Annotated in this window: 16 protein-coding genes and 1 pseudogene; 12 read left to right on the top strand and 5 right to left on the bottom strand. The window is 59.6% G+C overall.

Translation table 11 applies throughout. The features are described 5' to 3' along the window. The coding region (locus tag GSQ77_RS26990) for an SDR family NAD(P)-dependent oxidoreductase (RefSeq protein ID WP_158906855.1) at window positions 1-290 on the bottom strand (290 nt) is incomplete at its 3' end. A gap of 51 nt (window positions 291-341) precedes the next feature. Here GSQ77_RS26990 and GSQ77_RS26985 point away from each other — a divergent pair. After that, entirely contained in the window at window positions 342-716 is a 375-nt protein-coding gene (locus GSQ77_RS26985) for a helix-turn-helix domain-containing protein (RefSeq protein ID WP_158906853.1), read from the top strand. A gap of 144 nt (window positions 717-860) precedes the next feature. On the opposite strand, the gene GSQ77_RS30040 is transcribed toward GSQ77_RS26985, so the two are convergent. Next, a complete protein-coding gene (locus GSQ77_RS30040) occupies window positions 861-1,088 on the bottom strand; it encodes a MerR family transcriptional regulator (protein WP_367889706.1) in 228 nt (75 codons plus the stop codon). Window positions 1,089-1,155: 67 nt separating this feature from the next. Here GSQ77_RS30040 and GSQ77_RS26975 point away from each other — a divergent pair, with 67 nt between their 5' ends. The 3 genes and pseudogenes from GSQ77_RS26975 (at window position 1,156) to GSQ77_RS26965 (ending at window position 2,718) form a co-directional block, all read left to right on the top strand. Next, window positions 1,156-1,845 carry an alpha/beta fold hydrolase gene (locus tag GSQ77_RS26975; protein WP_158906849.1) on the top strand — a complete coding sequence of 230 codons (690 nt, stop codon included), beginning with the start codon at window positions 1,156-1,158 and terminating at the stop codon, window positions 1,843-1,845. A 182-nt stretch (window positions 1,846-2,027) separates the two neighbouring features. Continuing rightward, window positions 2,028-2,201, top strand: a pseudogene (locus GSQ77_RS29230) (IS5/IS1182 family transposase); the annotation flags it as partial. 34 nt (window positions 2,202-2,235) lie between these two features. Continuing rightward, complete coding sequence (locus GSQ77_RS26965) at window positions 2,236-2,718, top strand: hypothetical protein (protein ID WP_158906845.1); 483 nt, start codon at window positions 2,236-2,238, stop codon at window positions 2,716-2,718. Here the strand turns inward: GSQ77_RS26965 and GSQ77_RS26960 are convergent. Then, the gene (locus tag GSQ77_RS26960; protein WP_158906843.1) at window positions 2,715-3,686 is read right to left on the bottom strand and encodes an AraC family transcriptional regulator; all 972 of its coding nucleotides are present in this window, start codon (window positions 3,684-3,686) and stop codon (window positions 2,715-2,717) included. The genes GSQ77_RS26965 and GSQ77_RS26960 overlap by 4 nt on opposite strands. A gap of 126 nt (window positions 3,687-3,812) precedes the next feature. On the opposite strand from GSQ77_RS26960, the gene GSQ77_RS26955 reads away from it, so the two are divergent. Continuing rightward, window positions 3,813-4,694, top strand: coding sequence for an SDR family oxidoreductase (locus GSQ77_RS26955; RefSeq protein ID WP_158906841.1), 882 nt, complete (start codon window positions 3,813-3,815; stop codon window positions 4,692-4,694). A gap of 64 nt (window positions 4,695-4,758) precedes the next feature. Here the strand turns inward: GSQ77_RS26955 and GSQ77_RS26950 are convergent, their stop codons facing one another. Beyond that, a complete protein-coding gene (locus GSQ77_RS26950) occupies window positions 4,759-6,255 on the bottom strand; it encodes a PLP-dependent aminotransferase family protein (RefSeq protein ID WP_158906838.1) in 1,497 nt (498 codons plus the stop codon). Between the two features lie 160 nt (window positions 6,256-6,415). On the opposite strand from GSQ77_RS26950, the gene GSQ77_RS26945 reads away from it, so the two are divergent. The 7 genes from GSQ77_RS26945 to GSQ77_RS26915 all read left to right on the top strand — a co-directional run bounded on the left by GSQ77_RS26945 (window position 6,416) and on the right by GSQ77_RS26915 (window position 13,005). After that, on the top strand, window positions 6,416-7,054 hold the full coding sequence (locus GSQ77_RS26945; RefSeq protein WP_158906836.1) for an FMN-binding negative transcriptional regulator: 639 nt from the start codon (window positions 6,416-6,418) through the stop codon (window positions 7,052-7,054). A gap of 202 nt (window positions 7,055-7,256) precedes the next feature. Beyond that, complete coding sequence (locus tag GSQ77_RS26940) at window positions 7,257-7,691, top strand: helix-turn-helix domain-containing protein (protein WP_367889705.1); 435 nt, start codon at window positions 7,257-7,259, stop codon at window positions 7,689-7,691. 26 nt (window positions 7,692-7,717) lie between these two features. Continuing rightward, the gene (locus tag GSQ77_RS26935; protein ID WP_158906833.1) at window positions 7,718-8,602 is read left to right on the top strand and encodes a LysR substrate-binding domain-containing protein; all 885 of its coding nucleotides are present in this window, start codon (window positions 7,718-7,720) and stop codon (window positions 8,600-8,602) included. A gap of 153 nt (window positions 8,603-8,755) precedes the next feature. Then, the gene (locus GSQ77_RS26930) at window positions 8,756-9,979 is read left to right on the top strand and encodes a CaiB/BaiF CoA-transferase family protein (RefSeq protein WP_158906831.1); all 1,224 of its coding nucleotides are present in this window, start codon (window positions 8,756-8,758) and stop codon (window positions 9,977-9,979) included. 10 nt (window positions 9,980-9,989) lie between these two features. Next, complete coding sequence (locus GSQ77_RS26925; protein WP_158906829.1) at window positions 9,990-10,766, top strand: enoyl-CoA hydratase-related protein; 777 nt, start codon at window positions 9,990-9,992, stop codon at window positions 10,764-10,766. Window positions 10,767-10,790: 24 nt separating this feature from the next. Next, window positions 10,791-11,591 carry an enoyl-CoA hydratase-related protein gene (locus tag GSQ77_RS26920; protein ID WP_158906827.1) on the top strand — a complete coding sequence of 267 codons (801 nt, stop codon included), beginning with the start codon at window positions 10,791-10,793 and terminating at the stop codon, window positions 11,589-11,591. A 61-nt stretch (window positions 11,592-11,652) separates the two neighbouring features. Further along, the gene (locus GSQ77_RS26915; protein WP_158906825.1) at window positions 11,653-13,005 is read left to right on the top strand and encodes an MFS transporter; all 1,353 of its coding nucleotides are present in this window, start codon (window positions 11,653-11,655) and stop codon (window positions 13,003-13,005) included. A gap of 183 nt (window positions 13,006-13,188) precedes the next feature. Here the strand turns inward: GSQ77_RS26915 and GSQ77_RS26910 are convergent, their stop codons facing one another. Next, window positions 13,189-14,091: a LysR family transcriptional regulator gene (locus tag GSQ77_RS26910; RefSeq protein ID WP_158906823.1), complete on the bottom strand. Its 903-nt coding sequence runs from the start codon at window positions 14,089-14,091 to the stop codon at window positions 13,189-13,191. Window positions 14,092-14,146: the final 55 nt, after the last annotated feature.

Genomic DNA, 14,146 nt, shown 5'->3' with positions numbered 1-14,146 from the left:
CCCCCCGAGCCGCCGGCATTGTTGACCAGGATATCGATAGGGCCTGCGAGCTTTACCGCATCCTCGACCAAACGCTGCACATCGTCGTCGTGCGTGAGGTCTCCGATCACAACATAGGCGTGCCCCCCCAGCGCGGTAATATCATTCGCCACTTTCTCAGCCTGCGCTTTATCGCGGCCATGGATGATGACGATTGCCTTCTCTATTGCGAGTTTCTTTGCAATGGCTTCGCCAATCCCTTTGCTGCTTCCTGTGACGAGTGCCTTTCTGCCATACAATTGCAAGTCCATTGGACGTGACCTATTTTTAGTTCCGAGGATCTTTTAGGTTAGGGGGAGTTGATGGATGAAACAAGTACGCACCTTTATGTGCCTACCCCGCAAGAAAAACGGGAGGCCTGCCTTGGACCGGACGGAGCGGTCGCGCACGTGACTAGGGTGATACGGATGATCCACGGCCGCTGGAAACTGCCCATCCTTTTCAGGCTCTACGCCGACCCGTCAATACGTACTTTGCACTTGAAAAGGGACTTGCCAGGGATCTCGCAAAAAATGCTCACCCAGCATCTCCGCGAGCTAGCCGAGGCTGGGTTGGTGGAGAGGATTGATTTCTGTGAGAAGCCTCTACGAGTCGAATATCGATTGTCGGCGATGGGTATGCATCTGCTTCCTGTCTTGACAACCGCCCTTAAGTTTTCGACTACCCACCCTGCTTGAGCAGCACGGAAGGTACTACTTCGGTATCTCCCGGCTTGTCTGCTGCCGCGTAAGCGCGCGACGGCGCATGCGGGCAGGCGTTGGACAAGCCTTAACAAACCCGGTCCGATGTCGAAGTTCCGAATGAGACGGTAGGTTCGCCGTTTATCCTTGTGCATAGTGCGGGGACGAGAGGTGCGATTTCACCTCGGTTAGAGAAAAACCAAGGCGGCGGCCCCGGTCGATGAACAGCAAAATCTCCATCGCCCGCGCGTCATATTCTCTATACCCGTTCGAGGACCGCCCGGGCTTCGGAAGCAACCCGCGGGCCTCGTAAAAGCGAATTCGGGTCGCGTTGATCCCAGTTTGCGATGCAAGTAGCCCGATGCGCATGAACTTGACCTTCAAGTAGGTGGAGGGTGCAGCATCCTCATTTTTCAATCTAGGATGCATCGATCCGATGGAAACACTTGTGATGATACCGGGCCTCTGCAGCGATGCCACCGTCTGGGACAGAACAATTGCTGCGCTGGACGGGAAGATCGACTGTCTCGTTGGTGATACGCTCAGCGATGTAGCTCTTGAGGGCATGGCGCATCGCATTCTAGCCCAGGCCCCGGATCGCTTTGCTCTGGCGGGTATGTCTATGGGCGGAATGGTGGCGCTGGAGCTCATGAGAATTGCCGCCCGACGGGTTACGCGACTGGCGTTGATCGACACCAGCGCACGGCCCGACAGTTTTTGGCGAGGGATGCATCGTCGCCTCGCCAACTTATACGTCGGCATGACCAGCGGCTTTCAGCGGACGGCAGAGCGCAGCCTCAAATCGCTCGTGCATCCATCGACCCCCGAAGACGTGCGCGGCGAGTTGGTTGGCATGAGTATCCGGGTTGGCCCGCAAGCTTACATACAGCAAAATCTGGCCGTTCTTGCTCGCTGCGATTTGCGGCCCGTCCTGTCAACGATTGACATTCCGACCATCGTGGTGGTTGGTAAGGAAGATCGGGTCACGCCGGTTCATCTGTCCTATGAGATTCAAAACCTGGTCCGAGAATCGAAACTCCATGTCATTCCTGAATGTGGGCACCTGCCGCCAATCGAGAAGCCGCACCAAGTGGCTGCCTTGCTGTCTGCATTCATTACGCCTTGACACTAAGAGCGGGTGGCCGGGAGTGGTTTCCGTGCCGCGCTAGGGGAGAGTCGATGTCGTGCGCATTCGCAGAGCAAGCTGGACGGGTACTGCACGAAAATCCGTCGTTGACGGACGAAATTTGGCTAGATAGCTTCCGCCCACGAGTTCAACGCCGACAAGGCACGCACGCCTTACGAGTTGGTGTGAAAGTGCCGATCACGACGACACACAACGAAGGGTTGGTGGTCGACATGCGCTCGATGCCGGGCAATCCGGAAGACGCTCATACGCTGGCTGATGCTCTGGAGCGTGCGGCAATCCGGTGCGACGCCACACCGGAAGTCACCATCGTCGGCCGTGGGTACAAGGGGGTGTCGCGGTCGATGAACGCTTTGCAAGGAAATAAATATGGTTGATCCGCTACTCTCGATTTCTGTGCGCGCCGTCGCGCTCACCGCTTTCATCCTGTTTGCTCCCGTTGTAGCGTCGTTCAAGCTTGCGCCAGGCAGTCGATGGCCGGAATACCTGGGTATTTTCTTTCATCTCGCTACTTTTTTTCTGGTTGCGAAGCTCCCGGCTCCCGAATGGGCGAGAGCCGCCGGCTATAGCTGGTTGGTGCTCGACGTCACGACCGGTGCCATGATTATCAATCGCGTTCCACGCGCCGTTGCCGATTACGTTCGCCTTGGGGGACATATCTTTGCCGGGATCTGGATCGTCGTGGCATCGCTGCAAGGATCTGCTGCGGCAATGTTGATCGGCTTGCCGGCTGGCGCGTTTCTTTTCGGCTATACCTTCGCATCGCCTTTTCTCCGGCCGGTTTGGCTAAGCCCAGCATCAATTCTCGTTCTGCTCTGGCTGGCGATCATTGCATGGCAGAACGGCATCTAGGCAGATGGTCTTGCCACATTTGCTCCAAGTCCAACCTCGACCAGTGGCCGCGATGTAGTGGCCGCGGTCTGCCGGCTATGCTGCCTGGGCGAACAGCCGATGACGCGTTTGAAAGCTTTGCCGAACGCGCTTTCGGACTCGTAGCCCAGCGATGTAGCGATACGCGGAATTGACTCGCCTGAATTTTTCAGTCGATCGCATGCCAACAGCATTCGCCAACGAGTCAGGTACTCCATCGGTGATGTTCCAACCGTCTCCTTGAAGCGCAGCGCAAAAGTCGAGCGCGACATGCCTATGCGCACGGCCAGCTTCTGTAACGTCCACGGATGTCCAGGGTCATCGTGCATGCAGGAGAGGGCTACGCTCAGCTGTTTATCTGCCAATGCGAAGAACCAGCCAACGCCGGTACTTGCCGCATCGGCCAGATGCAGGCGCAGTGCTTGAACCAGCATCATGAAGGCGAGTTGCTGTGAGATCAAAGACGCGCCCGGCTGCCGGTCGCGTACTTCTTCGGCCATGCGCTCCAGCGACCAACGCATCGCCGCCTTATCCGACTCCTTGCGGATATGGACGATGGGCGGCAGCGAGCTCAACAGCATGTCGGCGTGGCCACCGGTGAGTAGAAAATGGCCGCCGACGAGATAACAACCCTCTTCTTCGCTGCTGGAGATACCCCTCCCCAATCGCCCCGCTATAAGAGGCAGACTGAAGTCGACAGGCTTTATCGATAGGTCCGTGGCAAGACAGAAAGGCGGTCCAGGTGGCAACAAGTAGCAGTCGCCAGCCGTGAGAAGCACCGGCTCGCTGACGCCGTCCACCGATAACCAGCATTGACCGGAGACTACGGCATAGCATTTGATGCCGTCATGTTGTTGCCATTGAATCGCCGAGCTGCAACTCATCCCAAGGCCGCCCGATACAACGCTGCGAGGCTTTAGCAAAGACAACAAGTCTGAGAGTGGATCCATGATGTTCCCGGACGTTTGATCCAAAAATACGGACTAGACGACATTGATCGTATCACGAGCACCGCCTACATTCGGTATTGCTGGACTGCGACTGCAGCCGTCAATCCACGTAAAGGCGAATTCATCATGCGTATTTTTGTAACTGGTGCCACTGGCTTTATTGGTACAGCCATCGTTCACGAACTCATCAACGCGGGCCATCAGGTGCTTGGACTGACGCGGTCGGAGACGGGTGCCCAGTCGCTCGCCGCTATGGGCGCCGACGTGCACCGTGGCGATATTGAAGACCTCGACAGCCTACGCCGCGGCGCAGGCTTGGCAGATGGTGTCATCCACACGGCCTTCAATCACGACTTTTCGAAGATGGTGGCGAACTGTGAAGCAGACCGGCAAGCTGTCGAAGCAATGGGTTCCGTGCTGCACGGGTCGGACCGCGCTTTAATCATTACCTCCGTTGCCGTGCTGGGTGCCGCCGTGCCCGGCAAGCTCGCGACGGAAGATAACTTCAATCCCGACCAGCCGAACCCACGCAAGGCTTCGGAATTGACCGCCGTCGCGCTGGCGCAGCGTGGCGTCAGGGTATCGGTGATGCGTCTTCCGCAAGTTCACAATCCCGTTAAGCAGGGGCTCATCAGCTACTTAACTAGACTAGCTCGCGAAAAAGGCGTTTCCGCCTACGTCGACGACGGGCTCAACCGCTGGGCTGCCGTGCACCTCAGTGACGCCGCCCATTTATACGTTCTGGCGTTGGAGAAACGCGCGACAGGCAGCCGATACCATGCGGTTGCCGAGGAGGGCGTACCACTGCGAACCATTGCAGAGGCCATTGGTCGTGGTCTGAACCTACCGGTAAAGAGCATTGCCGCGGCCGATGCACCCGCGCACTTCGGTTGGTTCAGTGCATTCGTCGGCACCGACATGCCCGCATCCAGCGCGCTCACGCAGGAACGATTGGCATGGCAGCCGAAGGGGCCGGGACTGATCGCAGATCTAGCAGAGGTGCGCTAGGTAATAGACAGCGCGCGCCACGCGTTGGACGCAGCCCTCAGGCCAGCCAAGCTGGCTAATTGCTTCACCGAGCGCCTGAGGCAGCTTTTGCGACGGTCCCGATACACGCGGTGAGGCGTTGGGTAGCGGCTTCGATTTCGTCGTCGCTGAAGCCGCCAAGACCCAATATCAAGCCCATCGGACCTCGTCGACCGGCATACATGGAGGACACCGCTCGTACGACGACTCCGCTTTCCGCTGCCAGAGCCGCAACGGAAAAGTCGTCAATGCCCCCACCCAGCCATAGCACGAGGTGCATGCCCTGATCGCTGGGTTGTAACCATGCGACGTCTTTCGGCAACCATCGTTCGATATTGTTGATGATGCAGGCGCGACGGTCCGCATAGACGGTACGTATGCGCCGGATATGACGATTCAAGTGACCTTCTGCGATGAACGCAGCAAGTACGTGCTGATCTGCGTTTGGAGGGTTGCGGTCCATCAGTACCCGCGCGCCGCAGAACGCCTCCACCAGATTGGGCGGAGCAATGACATAACCGAGCCGCAACGAAGGGAACAGGATTTTGCTAAAGGTGCCGAGATAAATCACGCGGTCCGGGTCGAGCCCTTGGAGGGATGGAAACGGATGCCCCGCGTATCTCAGTTCGCTGTCGTAGTCGTCCTCGACCACCCATGCGTTATTTGCGCGAGCCCAGGCCAGCAGCGCTTCTCGCCTCGCCATGCTCAATGGCATTCCCAGCGGGTACTGGTGCGATGACGTGACGAACGCCGCCCGTGCATGCGGGCCAAGCCTGATGCCTTCGTCGACGTTTAACCCGTCCGCATCGACAGGCACCCGGATCATACGTTCAGGGCGGCCGGTACTTTCGAGGATCGCAGTAATGCCCCTGTATGCCGGATCTTCTACCCACGCCGATGCGTCGTCATCGAGCAGAACCTGACATGCAAGGAAAAGGCCCTGTTGCGTGCCACTTGTGATGATCACCTGCTCGGCCTCGCAGCGAACCGACCGCGACTTCCTGACGTAGTCGGCTACCGCTTCGCGCAACGCCCGCGCGCCTTGAGGATCGCCATATCCTGCGGGCGCACCGGCTCCGCGTGCGCGGAGCCGGTTGCCGAGCCGTCGCCATGCATCGTCTGGAGCGGCAGGTCCCACAGGTACCGAGACGGCAAAAGGCGCTTGCGGTACCTCTGGAAACTGACGGGCAACCTGGGCAAACAGCTGCGCGCGTTCTGGAATCGGTCCGGCTTTAACAGTCGGAATCCGTTCCTGGGCAGAAGCGGGCGAGGTCAATGCCTGCGCGACCCGAGTATCGGCCCTAGGTTGCGATTCCAGGAAACCTTCGGCAATGAGTTGCTCGAATGCCTCTATGACGGTTCCACGGGCAACACGCAGGGACGCAGCTAGCGCGCGCGTGGACGGAAGCACCTCGCCCGGTTGTAGATCGCCACGCCGGACGGCGTCGCGCAGCGCCTGCGCGAGTTGTCGTCCGAGATGGCCTGCGGCCCGGTCCAGCATGCCGAGCGATGGAATCTCCACAGTTCCCGGTTTGCGTGGCATCGCTTTCTGGTCCAGTAAAATAGATAAAAACTGGTTCTACAACATAAACCAGTTAGACGCCACAATTCTTTCGTGGTGCCGGTACGGCAATGCGCACGACCGCCCCTATATTGCTGCACTCAATTGGGTGCAGGCGCATTGCTATATTCACGGAGCCGACATGTACGTACCAAGCCATTTTGAAGAACGGCGCACCGAGGTGCTCCACGGTCTGATCACGACCAATCCGTTTGGCACCCTTTTCACGCACGGCAAAAGCGGTCTGGACGCCAATCACATCCCCTTCGAGCTGCACGCAACTCAAGGAACTCTCGGCGTTCTGAGTGCCCACGTGGCGAGGGCGAATCCGGTCTGGCAGGACGTGTCCAACGGCGACGAGGTGCTGGTCGTGTTTCGAGCAGGCGATGCGTATATCTCTCCTAACTGGTACCCAAGCAAGCATGAATTCCACAAGCAGGTGCCGACATGGAATTACAGGGTGGTCCATGCCCATGGCCGGGTGACGATACGCGATGACGAGCGCTATGTCCGAGCTGTGGTCGGCCGCCTCACTCGTACCCAAGAGGCATCGGAACCCCGCCCGTGGAAGATGTCGGACAGTTCCAGCGATTACATTGATACGATGCTCAAGGCGATCGTTGGGCTGGAGATCGAAATCACCCGCCTGGTTGGGAAGATCAAACTCGGCCAGAACAAGGAAGTACGCGACATACAAGGCGCCGCATTGGCCCTGAACAAAGAGGGAGAAACTGTCATCGGCTCCGCCATGCTTCAGGCCGCGGCGACAAAAGCGCAGTAACTGTTGGTGATAGATAGTGCGCCAGCGGTTCCACTACGGGGCCGTGCTGCGAACGTGCATTCGTCTGTCATTCTTGCCTGATCCTATGAGTCACTGGTGATTTGTGCTCCCGCGTGCGAGACTGCCCCTGTCGCCCGATAGGGCTAGTCTTCGTGCCGCCATGGAATCCGAATCGAAATTGCAGGCGCGCTTACGCCAACAGATGATCGAGTTGTTGCTCGAACTCGCGCCCAATGAGGGCTATAACCTTTCGCCGCTGCCCGACATCCGGTTTCTGCGATCCAACCGGCCGCTCACCAGAACGCCGGTGCTCTACGAGCCAGGCATCGTGATCGTTTGCCAGGGCCGTAAGCGCGGCTATCTCGGCGTCCACGCGCACTTCAAGACGATGACGGATACATCGCCACTTCAATACATCAAGTCCACGCGGCTGCATCAGGCGCGCCTCCTGATGGCGCGACAACGTATGACCGTAGCGGCGGCGAGTGCACAGGTCGGATACGAAAGCCCGTCTCGATTCAGCCGCGAATTTAAGCGGCTGTTCGGCGGCAGCCCATTGCAGGAAATCGCGCGGATGAAGCGTAATTTCGCGTGGCCAGATGAAGGGCCGCCATCGATTTTCGTGTCGTCGCACTGACGGTCATCCTTAAGGAAACTTCGAACATGGCTCGCCGCGATCCGCTGCCGCCGCTCAATCCCACGCGCGCTTTCGAGGCGGCCGGGCGCCTGCTCAGCATTTCGAAGGCCGCCGACGAACTGTCCGTCACGCCGGCAGCGGTGAGCCGGCAGGTCAGGGCGCTGGAGGACTTTCTGCAGACGCCGCTGTTCGAGCGGGTACGCGGCGGTCTCGCGCTGACTTCGGCGGGTGCGCGGTATCTGTCCGATCTGATACCGCTTTTCGCCACGCTGCGCGCGGCAACGGAAGCCGTCAGATCCGGCAGCCAAAGCGGCAACGTGCTGCGCATCCGCTCGCCGGCCACGTTTGCGGTGCGCTGGCTGATTCCTCGTCTGGCAGGTTTTCACCGGCTCAATCAAGGCATCGATGTGCAGCTGACCACGTCGTCGGTACCGTTGAATTTCGAGCGCGAAGATATCGATGCGGGTATCCAGCTCGGTAGTGGTGACTGGCCAGGAATGAACACGCAGCGCCTGATTCCCAACGAACTGGTGCCGGTGGTTGCGCCCACGCACGCGTTGAAAAAACCGAAGCAGCTCGAACGGCAAACGCTGCTGCATTCGCTCGCGCGAGCCGATGATTGGGACCTATGGCTGAAGGCCGCGGGACTGTCGAGGATCAACGCGCAGCGCGGCATGCGCTATGAGACTTCGCTGCTTGCATACCAGGCGGCGATCGAGGGACACGGCGTGGCGATCGCGCAGAAAGCACTTGTGGAAAAGGACCTCGCCGAGCGCACGCTGGTGATTCCCTTTGGACCGGTGCTCGATCGTGGCGCGCACACCTATTATTTCGCATGGCCGTCAGGAAAACGGCAGACCGCGGCGTTGCGCGCGTTTCGCGAGTGGCTCGCTACGGTCATACGCGATTGACGTTTTCTGCCGGAGGCAATGTCTTTACAAAAAGTCAAAAGGTGCGGTCGATAAAGTCGTTTGCCCGCACGCCGTGCGCTCCCTATTCTGTTCTCAGTAACTGCAAACCGGCAACGCGAACGTCGTTTGCGTCGCTGGACAGGATAGGAAAACATGATAAGAGACAGTCTTCGAGACTTACGTGTGCTGGATTTTTCACACGTGCTGGCCGGACCCGTTTGCTCGATGATGCTTGCGGATCTCGGCGCAAATGTCGTCAAGATCGAGCCGCCGTCGGGTGAGCTCGGACGCCAGATCGGGCCGCCCTGGATCAACGGGGAAAGCGTTGCGAATCTGAGCGTCAACCGCAACAAGCGCAGCTTGGCGATCGATCTGAAAACCGACGCAGGTCGACAGGCGATAAGAAAGATGGCCTGGCAAGCCGATGTGATCATTGAGAACTTCCGGCCTGGCGTCATGAACACGTTAGGGCTGGACTACGCATCGCTCGAAACCGCTAACCCTAAGCTCGTCTACTGCTCGATATCCGCGTTTGGACAGACTGGTGCGTCGCGCCGTCGTCCAGGCGTGGACGGAATCATTCAGGCGGTCAGCGGGCTCATGAGTACTCTGGGTGAACCCGGCTCGGAACCGCTGAAGGTGCCGGTTCCGGTAGCGGACATGGTGGGCGGCTATATGGCCACCATTGCAGTGCTTGCAGCGCTGCACGAGGTCCGTTATGGCCGGCCGGGTCAACATCTGGACGTGAGCCTGTTCAATGCGGCAATCATGCTGCAGCAGGTCGGCTTCACGTCTTTTCTCGCCTCGGGCATCGACCCGGAAAAGGTCGGCAGTGCCGCGCCTTACGCATCCCCCAACGAGGCATTCCCAACCGGCAACGGCTGGCTGATGATTGCAGCCTATCACCCGGACAGATGGGCGTCGCTTTGCGAAGTGCTCGACATGCCGGATCTCGAATCCGACCCGCGCTTTGCGACCAATGCAGACCGTGTCCACAATCGGGCGGCGTTACGCCAGACGCTGAGCGAGTGTTTTCGGACCCGTACCACGACTGAATGGATCAGCCTGTTATCCGCGCGCGACATTCTGTGCGCACCGGTTTCGACCTACAGCGAAGTGGTGAATTCTCACGAGTATCGCGAAAGCGGGATCGATACGAGCGTCGATCATCCGGTTGCGGGAAAGGTGCGGATGCCCGGCTTCGCGATCGCCAAACCGGACGAAGCACGGGCGCAGGACGTTGCCGCACCGCTTGTCGGACAGCACTCGATCGAAGTTCTCAGCGAATACGGCATCCCCGATGAAGAGATCGCCGATCTGCTCAACTGCGGAGTGATCCGCATCGCCGCCGCACAGTGTGCGCCGGCTTCCCTTTGAGAGGTGGGTTGTGAAGCGTGTGCCCGTACTTGTCGAACCGCATGGGAATGTCGTGTTGCTGCGGCTTGCATCGGAGAATCCATTAAATCCGCTGACAGATGAACTCGTCGATGCACTGGGGGATGCGCTTGGCCGGATCGACGCCGATCCTTCGGTACATGCCACCGTGATCACCGGCTCGGACAAGGCGTTTGCTGCTGGTGCCGATATCGCAGCGATGTCGGTACTTGATTATGCAGGCGCGTTCCGGCAGGACTATGTTGGCAGGAACTGGGATTGCATCCGTATGCATCGTAAGCCACTGATTGCGGCGGTTCAAGGCTACGCGCTTGGCGGTGGGTGCGAACTGGCGATGATGTGCGACATCGTAATCGCGGCGGACAGCGCCACGTTCGGGCAGCCGGAGGTAAAGCTCGGCATCGTGCCCGGCGCGGGCGGCACGCAGCGATTGCCGCGCGCAGTGGGCAAGTCGATGGCGATGCAAATGTGCCTGACAGGCGCGTCTGTTTCAGCGCAGCAGGCGCTGGCTGCGGGTCTCGTCTCGAAGGTCGTGACACGGGAACAGCTGGTCGCCGAAGCCCTCGATATCGCCAGTTCGATCGCAAGGCATTCGTTACCGGTGGTGATGGCGATCAAGGAAGCGGTAGGTCGCTCATTCGAGTCGTCGTTAAACGAAGGACTTCTGTTCGAGCGACGCCTCTTTCACGCGGGCTTCGCGTTGCATGATCAGAAGGAAGGCATGGCGGCGTTTCTGCAGAAGCGAGCGCCGGAATTTCTTAACAAGTGACGCATTTGGACGATCTATTAGACAATGAATAACACGACACCTGAATGGCTCGAAGCTCAAGGTCTTGTCTTGACTCGCATCGCCAATGGCGTACTGACAGTCACGCTGAATGCGCCGAAAGCCGGCAACGCGCTCGACGTCGCGATGACCGAAGCATTGGCGAACGCGCTCGAAAGCGCGAACGCGTTGCCCGATGTGCACTGCGTTCTACTTCGTTCGTCAGGTAGGCATTTTTGCACGGGCGGCAATGTAAAGGATATGGACGCTGGCGCGGACCTGATGCAAGGCTCGGTCGAGGCGGTTCGTGAACGTCTCACAGGCAGCTTGCATCGCATTACCCGGGCGCTGCATTCGCTGCAGGTTCCGTCTGTTGCAGCCGTTAACGGCGCTGCGGTGGGTGCAGGCCTCGATGTCGCGTTGATGTGCGATCTGCGCATCGCCTCAGAGAATGCGCGCTTTGCAGAGAGCTTTCTACGCCTCGGCCTGGTATCAGGCATTGGCGGCGCCTGGTTTCTTGCGAAGATCGTCGGTGCGGCCAAAGCGATGGAGCTGACGTTGACCAGCGAATTTATCGACGCACGTTCCGCGCTTGATCTGCGGATTGTTTCACACGTGGTGCCTGATGACGAGCTGCATACGGAGGCGGAAGCTCTTGCCGAAAAGATCGCCGCCAGCCCGCCGCGCGCACTGCGGATGGCCAAGCAGCTCGTGCGCCTATCGGCGGAAGCGCCGCTGTCGATGGCACTGGAGATCGCCGCATCGATGCAAGCCATTCTGCTTTGTGGCGACGAACACAAGGTAGCGGTACGCCGGTTTCTTGAGTAACGCGCCCGCAGACGGCGCGCTCGAGGTCACGTAAATAAAAAAGCAATGGAAGGAGACAATCATGGATATGCATCAAAATCAGCCTGCGACGTTACGCCAGATGTTGAAGATCATCACGACCTCGAGCCTTGGGACCATGCTCGAATACTACGATTTCTTTGTCTATGTGGCGCTGACCGGCACGTTGACGCAACTGTTCCTGCCGTCGCAGAACAAGACCGTCGCGTCGCTTGCCGGCGTCGCGACCTTCGGCATCGCGTTTCTCGCGCGACCGCTCGGTACGATTATCTTCGGCCCTATGTCCGACCGGATCGGACGCAAGCGGACGTTCGTCGTCACGCTGGCGCTGATGGGCATTGCGACGGTCGGTATCGGCTGCTTACCGACCTATGCAGAGGCGGGTGTGTTCGCGCCCATCGCGTTGCTGATTCTGCGCATTGCGCAAGGCGTGGCACTCGGTGGCGAGTATGGATCGGCAGTCGTCTATGTAGTTGAGTACGCGCCGGCCGGCAAGCGGGGCATGCTCACGAGCGTATTGCAGAGCACCGCGAGCATCGGCTTGCTGCTGGCATTGGCGATCGTATCGATCCTCAAGCTCACGCTCGACGCTCACGCGTTTGCTAGCTGGGGTTGGCGCGTGCCATTCCTGATCTCGGCACCGATCGTGGCTATCGCGACGCTGATCCGGTTGGGAATGAAAGAGACGCCGGTGTTCGTTGAGATGAAACAGAGCGGACGTCTTTCGAAATCGCCTCTGGCCGAAACGCTGACGAGTACGACGTCATGGAAGTCCATTCTGGTGGCGATGTTCGGTGCGCAGGGTGGGACCTCGGTTTCGCTCTACACATCAATCGTCTATATGCTGTACTTCCTGCAGAACGTGCTGAAGGTCGAGCCAACCCGCGCCAGTCTGTGTCTTGCGGTCGGCATCGTCGTCGCCGCGCCGATGTATCCCGTGTTCGGCAGTCTGTCCGATCGGATCGGCCGTGCGCGCGTCATGTTCATCGGCATGCTCTTGTGGATGGCTTGCGCTTATCCGGTTTTTGCAGGAATCCGCGCAAGCGCGCTCGATGCGTCGTGGGCGATGGTCTCGTTGCTGATTGCCGTGCTCGCGGTGTTGACCGCGCTGATCATGGCGCCGTTGCCCGCCTTTATCGCAGAGTGCTTTCCGCCGCAAAGCCGGACCACCGGATTCGGGCTTGCGCAGCAACTGGGCAATATCCTGTTTGGTGGATTTCTGCCGTTGATCAGTTTGTCGCTGGTCGCGTTGACCGGCAACCAGTTGGCGGGGGTTGCCTATTCGATTGCGTCGCTCTTGCCTTGCCTCGCCGTGACGTTCTTCTGGGGATTCAAACAGGATCGTGCGAGCCGCCGGCCGGTGTTGATGAATGCGCCTGTGTCCGCAGGGAAGTGACGCGCGCGAACAATCCACGTTCGTCACTTGGGGGCGGTGGGCACAGCGATGCCAATCTGCAAGCTGTGCTGTCGCTGTCGTACTTTAGCGCGCAATGGCCGGAATTGACCCTGCCCGACCCACTTGTTGGCGTGCCACACGTAGTCCCCTGTCAGACTGATGTGATTCCAGCCGAGCGGCGCATCACCCAAGCGCGGACTCCAGCGCGGTCTTCAAAGCCGTCAGAAACCGCTCGACCGACGCCGACAGGCGCCGCTCGTTCATCGCCGTCACTTGCAATCGACGCTGATTCAACAACGGCTCGTCGATCGTTTTGGCGATCAGCGAAAGATCGCCGCCCATTCCCCGCAACGCGAGCCGGCTGCCGAGCGTGATCGCGCCCGTCAGCGACGCGAACGCATGCAGCGCGCTCGAATTGTTGCTCGTCAAAAGCGGCTCGAAGCTTTTGCCATGCACCGAGCAGCACCAGTCGATCAACTGGCGCACCGTCGTCCCGCGTTCGAGGAGCGCAATCGGGTGGGCGAGCAGGTCGTTGAGGGTCAGCACGTCCTTATCCGCGAGCGGATGTGACGCCCCGATGAGCGCGCAAACCGGTGCCCCCACGCTGTATTCGACGCGCACGGCCGTCGAACTCGCGGTCGAGAACGCGACGCCCAGATCGACTTCACCGATCGCGACCCAATGCTCCACCTGCGCCGGCGTGCCCGCGCGCAGCACAAAGCGCGTGTGCGGCTGCACGGCGTGATAGGCGGCGAGCGTGCCCGGCAGGAAAGAGCGTGTAAAGCCTTCGGTGCAGCCAATCCTTACGATGCCGCTGCCGAGCGCATGCGCGGCGGAAATCTCGCCGAGCACGGCGTCGCCGTCGAGCAGCGCGCGCCGCGCGTGCTGCGCGAGCAGCTCACCCGATTCGGTCAGCACCATGCCGCGCGGCATGCGCTCGAACAGCTGCGTACCGGCTTCCTGTTCGAGTTTTGCGATCTGCCGGCTGATCGCCGATACCGCCACGTGCAGGTTCGCCGACGCGGCCGCGAGCGACCCCGTGCGCGCGACTTCGACGAAATACCGTAAAGCGATGCCATGCAGCATGAATCGACCTCGTCCCTTGTGTTGCCATTCTGGCAATGCTACCCGCAAATATTGA

Source organism: Burkholderia sp. L27(2015), from assembly GCF_009765705.1.
Classification (GTDB): Bacteria; Pseudomonadota; Gammaproteobacteria; order Burkholderiales; family Burkholderiaceae; genus LMUX01.
Note: the sequence above shows the minus strand (reverse complement) of the source record. Positions and strands in the feature narration are given on the sequence as shown.

Excerpts from the sequence above, each read along its gene's own strand:
- GSQ77_RS26985 (WP_158906853.1), top strand. The coding sequence starts at position 342 with ATGGATGAAACAAGTACGCACCTTTATGTGCCTACCCCGCAAGAAAAA.
- GSQ77_RS26920 (WP_158906827.1), top strand. The coding sequence starts at position 10,791 with ATGAATAACACGACACCTGAATGGCTCGAAGCTCAAGGTCTTGTCTTG.
- GSQ77_RS26955 (WP_158906841.1), top strand. The coding sequence starts at position 3,813 with ATGCGTATTTTTGTAACTGGTGCCACTGGCTTTATTGGTACAGCCATC.
- GSQ77_RS26935 (WP_158906833.1), top strand. The coding sequence starts at position 7,718 with ATGGCTCGCCGCGATCCGCTGCCGCCGCTCAATCCCACGCGCGCTTTC.
- GSQ77_RS26940 (WP_367889705.1), top strand. The coding sequence starts at position 7,257 with ATGATCGAGTTGTTGCTCGAACTCGCGCCCAATGAGGGCTATAACCTT.
- GSQ77_RS26915 (WP_158906825.1), top strand. The coding sequence starts at position 11,653 with ATGGATATGCATCAAAATCAGCCTGCGACGTTACGCCAGATGTTGAAG.
- GSQ77_RS26930 (WP_158906831.1), top strand. The coding sequence starts at position 8,756 with ATGATAAGAGACAGTCTTCGAGACTTACGTGTGCTGGATTTTTCACAC.
- GSQ77_RS30040 (WP_367889706.1), bottom strand. The coding sequence starts at position 1,088 with ATGCGCATCGGGCTACTTGCATCGCAAACTGGGATCAACGCGACCCGA.
- GSQ77_RS26910 (WP_158906823.1), bottom strand. The coding sequence starts at position 14,091 with ATGCTGCATGGCATCGCTTTACGGTATTTCGTCGAAGTCGCGCGCACG.
- GSQ77_RS26975 (WP_158906849.1), top strand. The coding sequence starts at position 1,156 with ATGGAAACACTTGTGATGATACCGGGCCTCTGCAGCGATGCCACCGTC.
- GSQ77_RS26950 (WP_158906838.1), bottom strand. The coding sequence starts at position 6,255 with ATGCCACGCAAACCGGGAACTGTGGAGATTCCATCGCTCGGCATGCTG.
- GSQ77_RS26965 (WP_158906845.1), top strand. The coding sequence starts at position 2,236 with ATGGTTGATCCGCTACTCTCGATTTCTGTGCGCGCCGTCGCGCTCACC.
- GSQ77_RS26960 (WP_158906843.1), bottom strand. The coding sequence starts at position 3,686 with ATGGATCCACTCTCAGACTTGTTGTCTTTGCTAAAGCCTCGCAGCGTT.
- GSQ77_RS26945 (WP_158906836.1), top strand. The coding sequence starts at position 6,416 with ATGTACGTACCAAGCCATTTTGAAGAACGGCGCACCGAGGTGCTCCAC.